This is a genomic window from Acidovorax sp. KNOB132 (assembly GCF_057541515.1).
Genome location: NZ_BAAJYT010000149.1, coordinates 1 through 9,303, shown reverse-complemented (window position 1 = coordinate 9,303; position 9,303 = coordinate 1). Strand labels below are relative to the sequence as shown.

Sequence of the window (9,303 nt, the reverse complement as noted above, 5' to 3'; positions counted from 1 at the left end):
CCGCCGGCAGGCCCCTGCTGCGGCCCTTGGCCGCCCCGGTGCCTGTCAGCGCGGCAGTTCCAGCTCGGGCGGGGTGCACAGGCGCCCGTTCCAGCAGGCCCCCAGGACCAGGGTCCGGGCGCCCGACGCGCTTTGCATCAGGCCGCGCAACAGGCCGTTGCGGTCCACCGTGAACTGCTCGGCGCGGTAGGCCTCGCTCGTGGGGCCGCTGGGGGCCGTGCAGGTGCGCGTGCCTTCCGAGTCCAGGCCCTCGCCCGACAGGCGGTAGGTGCCGCGGTACTCGCAGGCCGTCAGCAGGTCCGCGGTCCGCGTGTCCATGCGAAAGATGCCGTCGCGCACCACCATGTCGATGCTGGTGGCGGTCGGGGTGGGTGACCAGAACGGATACACCTGGGCGGAGAAGGCCTTGTTGAAACGCACCAGGTGGTCTTCGTAGCGGAAGCGCGAGATGCGGCGCGGCGTGTCGAAGGGCAGCGTGATGGTGCCGGTCGTGGGGCTGTCGAACACGATGGTCGCTGCGCCCATGGTCGTGGCCACTTCCGCCGGGCGGATGGCGCCGCCGATCACCGGGCCGTTGCGGAATTCGGTCAAGGGCACCGTGAACTGGGCATTGGTATCGCGGTTCGCGGTGCTGCCCTGCATGAACAGCGAAGAGCCGTCGGTGCGGTAGCCCAGGTAGGACAGGACCAGCGCGCGGCTGCCGATCTGGGTGTCGATCTGCAGGCTGCGGCCCGGCCGGCCATTCAACTCGCCGTCGAAGGCCCAGATGCCGGGCTGCACCACGATGTCGGTTCGCGACGAGCCGGACGCGCAGGTGGCCGGGCTGCCGAGCATGACGGCGCCCGCATGGCAGGCGCCCATGAAGAAGGATTCGATCCCGTCCTTGCGCAGCGTGCCGGTGGCCAGGCCATAAGCGTCGACGGCGAACTGCTCGATCCGGTACGGACTGCGCTGCTGGGTGCCGGAAGGGTCCACGCAACTGGCGGTGCCGTCGGATTCGATGCCCTGTCCGCGCTTTTGGTAGGTGCCCGAGTAGGAGCACAGGCGGCCGTCGGACGTGCTCAGCTGGCTCATCAGGAAATTGCCGTCGCGCAGTTCGACGCGGTAGGAGGCGATGGGCGTCGTGGACAGGCGGGTGGAATAGGTCTGCAAGGTGTATTGCGTGCCGCCGATCGGGAGGCCATACGTGAAGCGCGAGATGCGGCGCGTCACGTCGCCCGGCAGCGTGACGGTGCCGGAGGTGGGCGAGTCGAAGGCCAGCTGGATCTCGCCCGGGCTGCCCGCCACTTCGCCGTTGCCCGCACCGCCGCCGATCACGGGCGGCCCGTTGCGGAACTCCTGCAGGGGGCCCCGGAAGGCCGAGCTGTCGCCGCCGCGCAGGCCGCTGGCCTGCAGGAACACGGACGATCCGTCGGCGCGGTAGCCCAGGTAGGACACGATGAGGGCGCGGCCCTGCTCGGTATCGATCTGCAGGCTGCGCCCGGGCTGGCCGTTCAGCTCGCCGTCGAAGGCCCACAGGCCCGGCTCCGGCTCGGCATTGGGCGGGGTGGTCTGCGCCCAGGCCGACGAGGCCAGGATCAGGCCCCCGGCGCAGAGCGCGAGTGTCTTGGTCATTGCGAAACGGGACATGCGGGAAGTTCCTCCTTGGATTGGAATCAGGGTGCCGTGGCCTGCAACAGGCCCGACGCGAAATGCTTGCCAGCCCCGTCGAGGCGGGCGGCAGTTCTGCGAAAAAAAAAGCGGGATCCGGCTGGCTGACGCCATTCGCGACCCTGCCAGGGGAAAGGCGGTCCGGCGCCCCATCACCCGGTTTTGGATTTGCTCCTGTTTTTGTAGCGATATGCCCTAGAAAATCATGCGCTGCAGGCCTTTTTTCTCAAAAAAAAAATTCCGTATCACCCACCTTCAGCGTGATCTTCACCGCCGCAGGACAAGGCATGCGAAAAGTTCCTTCCGGCATATGGAATGAGGGGCGAAGACCCGTAATAGATACAAATTCAACGGGCCTGCCAATCCCCCCTATGGTGGGGTGTGGGCTTTGACAAGCCCGCCCGGCGGGGCGAACGGCGCTGTGGCGCGGGTTTGCGCCCCTCGATCGATTCGACACTTTCCTACGTATTGAAACCTCTTTGACCGATGGTTTCGCCCGATCGCCGCTCGGGCGGTTACTTTCGGCGCGTGCATGCCGCCATGCACCGGCGCGAAAAAAAACCCAAGCCTCTCGACGCGGCCCCTGCTGCGCGCGGCCGGCTGCCACAACGCAAAACAGCGCCGTTTCCCATCCAGACGAGGAGACCACAACGCATGCAGAACGACGATCCGAAAGACCGCGCCGCCTTCGACTCGGCCATCCAGGCCCTGAAGGCGGAGATCGCCAACGCCGGGGCGCATCTCTCGCTGGATGCCTCGGCCCGGCTGGCCTACACCCGGCAGATCCAGGCCATGGCCAACGACCTGCAGTTCGAGGCGATGAGCGGCCGCATCACCTGGGCCCAGGCGGCCGAGCAGGCCCAGGTGGCGCGCAACACCATCATGGAGATCATCCGCGGGCGCAGCACGCCGGTCGGGCGCGCCATGGCGCAGAGCCTGAAGGCCGAGGGCAAGACGCTCAACGAGCTCATCGCCCGCAAGGCCCAGCAGATCCACGGGCCCACCGTGCAGTTCGACCGGCTCACCGCGGCGCAGCAGAACGCGGTGTACGGCGAGATCGTCCAGTCCGCCGGCCGTTCCAACCCCAAGGTCACGCAGACCATGCGCGGCCTGTCGCGCGCGGGCCGGGGGCTGATCGTGCTGTCCATTGCGCTGTCGGTCTACAACGTGGCGACGGCCAACGACAAGGCCGCCGCGGCGGGCAAGGAGCTTGCCGTGACCGGGGCGGGGATCGGCGGCGGCATCGCCGGGGGCGCGCTGGCGGGTCTGGCCTGCGGGCCCGGCGCGCCAGTGTGCGTGACCGTCGGGGCGTTCGTGGGCGGCGCGCTGGCGGCCTTCGGCGTGGATTTCCTGTGGTGAGCGGCGGGCCGGCGATGCGCATCCTCACCCCCGCTGACATTTCCCTGGCACCCTTGCCCGCCGAGGGCGGCGAGGCCCCGATGCAAAGCCAGGTCGTGCAGGGCGGCCTGCCCCTGCAGGCCCGCGTGGACGGGTTGGTGCTGGAGGCGGCCTTCGAGTGCCAGGGCTTTCACCTGCTGTTCACCACCGACGATGTGCCGCAGGAAGACCTGCTGCACATCACGCTGTTCGATGGCCAGTGGCAGCCGCTGGACGCGGCCACCATCGGCGGGGCCTACACCACGGGGAGTTTTTCGCTGATCGGGCTGGAGGGCGAGCACACCGTGCGGTTCCGCTTCATCGGTGACACCGACTGGAGCGTGGAGATTTTGCCCAGCCCGGGCTTTCGCATGCCGCTGGTCTCGGAGCCCCGGGGCGTCACGCGGGCGCTGGGGTTCTCCAGGCACTTCGTGGTGCGCGGCGATCCGCAGCCGCAGGGCCGCTAGGAAGGCATCGGCCCGCCGATCGCTCGGTCCATCAGCCGGCCAGCGCGGCGGCGATGTCCGGCGCCATGGACTGCGGCGTATCGCGCGGGCCGTAGCGGCGCAGCACCTGCCCGTCCCGGCCGATGAGGAACTTGGTGAAGTTCCACTTGATCGCCTGGGTGCCCAGCAGGCCCGGGGCCTCGGCCTTGAGCCAGCGGTACAGCGGGTCGGCGTCGGCGCCGTTCACGTCGATCTTGGCCATCATCGGAAAGCTCACACCGTAGTTGAGCTGGCAGAAGCTGGCGATCTCGTCGTTGCTGCCCGGGTCCTGGCGGCCGAACTGGTTGCAGGGAAACCCCAGCACGGCCAGCCCCTTGGGGCCGTATTGCTGGTGCAGGGCCTCCAGCCCGGCGAACTGCGGCGTGAAGCCGCAGGCGCTGGCCGTGTTGACGATGAGCAGCAGCTGCCCCGCGTACTGCCGCAGGGGCACGGTCTGGCCGTTCATCTGCCGGGCCTCGAAGTCGTAGACGCTGGTCATGGCGGGCATCCCTTGCAAGAAAGGTGGATGGATCGGATCGATCGGGCGCCGCCACGCCGGCAGGGCGTTCACCGGGTCTTGGCGGCAGCGGCATTCTCGCCGGAGAAGTACGGAATCATCATGCGGTTGCCGTCGGCGCCGGTGTCGCGGATGTATTCGAGCGAGAACTGCTCGCCCAGGCGCCGCAGCTCGCGGCGCAGCTCGAAGTCGGGCGTCTCCACCTTGATGCCGTTGCGCGCCAGCTCGGCGATGGAGGCGGTGGACGCGGCGCTGCTCGCGTTCCACCCCCGCACCTGGGCCTGGGCGGCGGCCTCCTCGACGATCTTGCGCGTGCCTTCGGGCAGGGCCAGCCACTGGGCCTTGTTGACCAGCACGAGGTTCTTCGGGTACCAGGCATGCACGTTGTAGAAGTATTTGATGGGCAGATCCCACACCTTGTTCTCCACGCCCGTGACGGGCGAGGTGAAGAGCGTGTCGATCTGCCGGTCCAGCACGGCCTGGTTGATGCCCTTGGTGGGGACGTCCACCGGCGTGGCGCCCATCAGCTGGGCGATGCGCACGGTGCTGGGGCTGTAGCTGCGCATCTTGGCGCCGCGCAGGTCGCTCACGTGGCGGATGGACCGCGTGGTGAACAGACCCTGGGCCGGCCAGGGCACGGCGTACAGCGGCACCAGGCCCTGCCGGTCCAGCGCCTCCTGCAGCACGGGGCGCTGCGCCTTCCACAGCCGCAGTGCGTCGTCGTAGCTGTCCACGATGAAGGGAATGGCGTCGGCCCCGGCCAGCTTGGTGTCGGCCGCCAGCGAGCTGAGCAGCACCTCGCCCGCCGCGATCTTGCCGGCGCGCACCTGGCCGGCGATCTCGGACAGCCGGGCCACGCTGTTGTCGGGGCGCACGTCGATCACCAGCGCGCCTTTCGTGCGGTCGTTCACCTCCTGGGCGAACTGCTGCAGGTTGACGGTGTGGAACACGTCGGGCAGGTAGCCCGTGGCGAGGGTCCACTTCGCCTGCGCCGACGCGGCGCCGGGCAGCGCCAAAGAACCGAGCGCCATGAAGAGCGCGCACCATGAACGACGTTTCATACCGAATCTCCGAAAGCGCGCAGCGCCGGCCTGCGGATGCATGACAACGGCGTACGCTGGTGACGTAACTTGCAATGACTATGCCGGCGCCCCGCGGGCACGCAAGCACTGGCCGGGAGAGCCTTGATTTCCATGGCGGCCAAGGGCCTTTGAGTCCCGGCCCTGCGGCGGGGCGGCCCCTGCGCGGCGGCCCGCCGGGCGCTCAGCGCCGCAGCGATGCGAGGAGGGCGGCGAACACGATCAGGCCCCCGCCCAGCAAGGTGCGCGGCTGCAGCTGCGCGGCCGACAGCAGCACCGACGACACGCTGGCGAACACCACCTCCGACAGCAGGATCACCGCCGTGGTGCCCGCCGCCAGTCGCGACGCCCCGTACTGCAGCGCCCCGTTGCCCAGCCACAGCGCCACCGCCAGCAGGGCGGCCGTGGCGACCCAGGTGGCGTTCACCGGGGGAAACGGCTCCACCACGCCGGCCTGCAGCCCGATGCAGGCCACCACCAGCGCCATCAGCATGCAGCCGCCGAACATGACAAACATGCGCGCCTGTCCCGGCACCGCATGCAGCCGCCGCAGCGTGACGTTGGTCAGCGCGAAGAGGAAGCCGCCCGCCAGCGCCAGCCCGTCGGCGAGCGACAGGTTCTGCAGCAGCCGGGACGGCGAGGTGCCCTCGGGCAGCAGCACCAGCACCACGCCGGTGAAGGCCAGGGCCAGCCGCAGCAGCGCCATGGGCGTGGGCCGCTCGCCCAGCACCCGCCAGGCCAGCAGCAGGCCCCAGACCGGCATCAGATAGAACAGCAGGACCACGCGCACCACGTCGCCCACGGTCACCGCCCAGTTGAAGGCCACGTTGTTCAGCCCCGAACTCAGGGCCAGCAGCCACAGCTGCGGGTGCTGGCGCACCTGTGCCCACAGGCCCGGGCGCAGCGCCAGCAGGCCGGCCAGGATGGCGCTGTACATCACGGCGGTCGCCCACAGCGGGTGCAGCCCCGCCCCGTGCATCACCCGGAACGGCCACCATGCCAGGCCCCAGACGAAGGCATTGAACAGCAGGGCGAAATAGGGCAGCGGCGATGGCATGGAGCGTCGTGGTGCGGCAGGGGTGCCTCCGCTTCGCAGTCGGATGGGCACGGAAAAAGAGGGGCCGCAGCATCGGCATGATTTTCTGCCCCCGGACGAAGGCAGTTCCATGTCCGGCTGTGGTTAAGTTGTACTTTCCACTGCGCAGGCCGGCAGACGGGCGCACGTGGCGCCCGGGGCGCGCCGCGGCAGTCAGTGGTGGTGGTCGTGCCGCGCCAGGTGCAGCAGGTGGTCCACTTCTTCGCGGTAGCGCACGCAGTTGTGCTGGTGCCAGCGGCGGATCAGCCACATCACCCCGGCCACCACGAGGCCGAACGCGGTGATGGCACCGAACACCGACAGCCCCATCTTGAGCGACAGGCTGTAGAACGCGCCCAGCGCCAGGATGCAGGCCTGCTCGTTGAAATTCTGCACCGCGATGGAGCGGCCCGCGCCCATGAGGTTGTGGCCCCGGTGCTGCAGCAGCGCGTTCATCGGCACCACCAGGTAGCCGCCCAGGCCGCCCAGCAGGATGAGGAAGGGAATGGCGACCCAGATGCTCTTGATGAACACCATCAGCACCAGCAGCAGGCCCATGGCGATGCCCAGCGGGATCACCTTGGTGGCCATGTCCAGCCGCATGCGCATGGAGGCGACCACCGCGCCCACGGCCGTGCCGATGGCCACCACCCCGGTGAGGGCCGAGGCCTGGGTGGTGTTGTAGGAGAGCGCGGCCGCGGCCCAGGCCAGCACGATGAACTTGAGGTTGCCGCCCGCGCCCCAGAAGAGGGTGGTGGTGGACAGCGAGATCTGGCCCAGCTTGTCGCGCCACAGGCGGTTGTTGCAGGCCCAGAAGTCCGGCAGCATCGCCAGCGGGTTGGAGGGCAGCGGGCGCATCTCCACGCCGGTGTGGGGAATGCGGGTGTTGAACCACGCGGCCACCAGGTACAGGGTGATCAGCGCGGCGATGGCGGCCTCGGCCGCGGTGTCCACGCCGGTGTCCACGAAGGGCAGGTCCACCGACAGCAGCAGGCCGGCGATGGCGGGCCCCACGAGCTGGCCGCCCAGCAGCACGCCCAGGATGATGGAGGCGATGGTCAGCCCCTCGATCCATCCGTTGGCCTTGACCAGCTGCGAGGCCGGCAGCAGTTCGGTGAGGATGCCGTACTTGGCGGGCGAGTAGGCCGCGGCGCCCAGGCCGACCACGGCGTAGGCGATCAGCGGGTGCGAGCCGAACAGCATCATGAGGCAGCCCACGACCTTGATCGCGTTGCTGAAGAACATGACCTTGCCCTTGGGCATCGCATCGGCGAAGGCGCCCACGAACGGCGCGAGCACCACGTAGAACAGCGCGAACATCGGCACGAGCGCCGCACGCTGCCATTCCGGCGACCCGTTGGTGCGCAGCAATTCCACGGCGGCCACGAAAAGTGCGTTGTCGGCCAGCGAGCTGAAAAACTGCGCCGACATGATGGTGTAGAAACCGCGCTTCATCGAATGGCTGTTGGGTGCATCAGTTCGCCTGATGCCCTGTTAAATATCGGAACCCGCTGCAAGTGACTGGCGGTTATATCACGCGGTTTCTAGAGGGCGATGCCAGAATTCCTTCCTTTTCGCTCCGCAGATCCACCCCATGCCGCGTCCCATCCAAGCCACCATCCACACTGCTGCACTGCAACACAATCTCGAGCGCGCCCGCGCCAGTGCGCCGGACGCCCTGGCCTGGGCGGTGGTGAAGGCCAATGCCTACGGCCACGGCATCGAGCGCGTGTTCGAGGGGCTGCGCGCGGCCGACGGCTTCGCGCTGCTGGACCTGTCCGAGGCCGAGCGCCTGCGCGCCCTGGGCTGGCGCGGCCCCATCCTGCTGCTGGAGGGCGTGTTCGAGCCGCGCGACCTGGAGCTGTGCTCGCGCCTGGGGCTGTGGCACGCGGTGCATTGCGACGAGCAGATCGACTGGCTGGCCGCCCACAAGACGCAGGCGCCGCACCGCGTCTTCCTCAAGATGAACACGGGCATGAACCGCCTGGGCTTCACGCCCGAGCGCTACCGCTCGGCCTGGGCGCGGCTCAATGCGCTCACGCAGGTGGACGAGATCTCGTACATGACCCACTTCAGCGACGCCGATGGCCCCCGCGGCATCGCGCACCAGATGCAGGCCTTCCAGGCCGCCACGCAGGACCTGCCCGGCGAGAAGAGCGTGTGCAACAGCGCGGCCACCCTGCGCCATGCGGTCGATGCGCGCGTGCGCGGCGACTGGATCCGCGCCGGCATCGTGCTCTACGGCGGGGCGCCGGACTACCCCGAGCACGACGCCGCCCACTGGAACCTGCAGCCGTCGATGACGTTGTCGGCCCGCGTGATCGCGGTGCAGCACGTGCAGGCCGGCGACACGGTGGGCTACGGCTCCGCCTTCACGGCCGACGCCCCGCTCACCATCGGTGTGCTGGCCTGCGGCTATGCCGACGGCTACCCGCGCCACGCCGGCACCGGCACGCCCGTGCTGGTGAACGGGGTGCGCACGCGCGTGGTGGGCCGGGTGAGCATGGACATGATCACGGTGGACCTCTCCCCTGTGATCGCGGCGGGCGTGGAGGCGGGCTTCGGCGCCGAGGCCACGATGTGGGGGCGCGCCGCCAGCGGTGCCGTGCTGTCGATCGACGAGGTGGCGCATGCCGCCGGCACGGTCAGCTGGGAGCTGATGTGCGCCCTGGCCCCGCGCGTGCCGGTGGCGGTGGCCTGATGCGCCCGGGGCAGCGCGCGCCGGCCGCCCGATCCGGCAAGGGCTCGACCTGGCGGCGGGTGCAGGCGCCCGACCGCGAACTGGTGCACACCCTGCGCCAGCGCCACCGGCTGCACGTGCACGGCTGGTGCATCGGCGCCTTCATGATGGCGTTGATGTGGGCCACCTCGCACACCCAGAAGGTGATGGGCGTGGACTCGCTCGCGCTGCGCTACGGCATCACGCTGGGCGTGGGCTACGTCGCCTACCTGCTGGTGCTACGGGCCTGGGCGGCCTGGCTGGTGCGGCCGCCCCGCCAGCGGGACGACAGTGGGTGGACCGACAGCATCGACCTGCCGTCCGACATCGACCTGCCGACCGGCGGCGCGCGGGTGCCCGTGCCGCGCAGCGGGGGCGGCGGCGACTTCGGTGGCGGCGGG

8 protein-coding genes and 1 pseudogene are annotated in these 9,303 nt (G+C 69.5%); 4 read left to right on the top strand and 5 right to left on the bottom strand.

All coding sequences use genetic code 11. From position 1 onward, the window contains the following. Positions 1-45 precede the first annotated feature (45 nt). Positions 46-1,629 carry a hypothetical protein gene (locus tag AC27IO_RS16645; protein ID WP_498739755.1) on the bottom strand — a complete coding sequence of 528 codons (1,584 nt, stop codon included), beginning with the start codon at positions 1,627-1,629 and terminating at the stop codon, positions 46-48. 675 nt (positions 1,630-2,304) lie between these two features. Here AC27IO_RS16645 and AC27IO_RS16640 point away from each other — a divergent pair. Together AC27IO_RS16640 and AC27IO_RS16635 are read left to right on the top strand one after the other, a co-directional pair. Continuing rightward, on the top strand, positions 2,305-3,009 hold the full coding sequence (locus AC27IO_RS16640; protein WP_317357333.1) for a hypothetical protein: 705 nt from the start codon (positions 2,305-2,307) through the stop codon (positions 3,007-3,009). A 14-nt stretch (positions 3,010-3,023) separates the two neighbouring features. After that, positions 3,024-3,494: a hypothetical protein gene (locus AC27IO_RS16635; RefSeq protein WP_498739754.1), complete on the top strand. Its 471-nt coding sequence runs from the start codon at positions 3,024-3,026 to the stop codon at positions 3,492-3,494. Between the two features lie 31 nt (positions 3,495-3,525). On the opposite strand, the gene AC27IO_RS16630 is transcribed toward AC27IO_RS16635, so the two are convergent. The 4 genes from AC27IO_RS16630 to lplT all read right to left on the bottom strand — a co-directional run bounded on the left by AC27IO_RS16630 (position 3,526) and on the right by lplT (position 7,638). Continuing rightward, on the bottom strand, positions 3,526-4,011 hold the full coding sequence (locus AC27IO_RS16630) for a glutathione peroxidase (RefSeq protein WP_317357335.1): 486 nt from the start codon (positions 4,009-4,011) through the stop codon (positions 3,526-3,528). A gap of 68 nt (positions 4,012-4,079) precedes the next feature. Beyond that, entirely contained in the window at positions 4,080-5,090 is a 1,011-nt protein-coding gene (locus AC27IO_RS16625) for a TRAP transporter substrate-binding protein (protein WP_317357338.1), read from the bottom strand. 202 nt (positions 5,091-5,292) lie between these two features. Next, positions 5,293-6,165, bottom strand: coding sequence for a DMT family transporter (locus tag AC27IO_RS16620; RefSeq protein WP_317357340.1), 873 nt, complete (start codon positions 6,163-6,165; stop codon positions 5,293-5,295). Positions 6,166-6,357: 192 nt separating this feature from the next. After that, a complete protein-coding gene (lplT, locus tag AC27IO_RS16615; RefSeq protein WP_272565936.1) occupies positions 6,358-7,638 on the bottom strand; it encodes a lysophospholipid transporter LplT in 1,281 nt (426 codons plus the stop codon). A gap of 139 nt (positions 7,639-7,777) precedes the next feature. Between lplT and alr the strand changes: the two genes are divergently transcribed. Together alr and AC27IO_RS16605 are read left to right on the top strand one after the other, a co-directional pair. After that, the gene (gene alr / locus AC27IO_RS16610) at positions 7,778-8,884 is read left to right on the top strand and encodes an alanine racemase (protein ID WP_284410529.1); all 1,107 of its coding nucleotides are present in this window, start codon (positions 7,778-7,780) and stop codon (positions 8,882-8,884) included. Continuing rightward, positions 8,884-9,303, top strand: a pseudogene (locus AC27IO_RS16605) (hypothetical protein); the annotation flags it as partial. The gene alr and the pseudogene AC27IO_RS16605, both read left to right, overlap by 1 nt.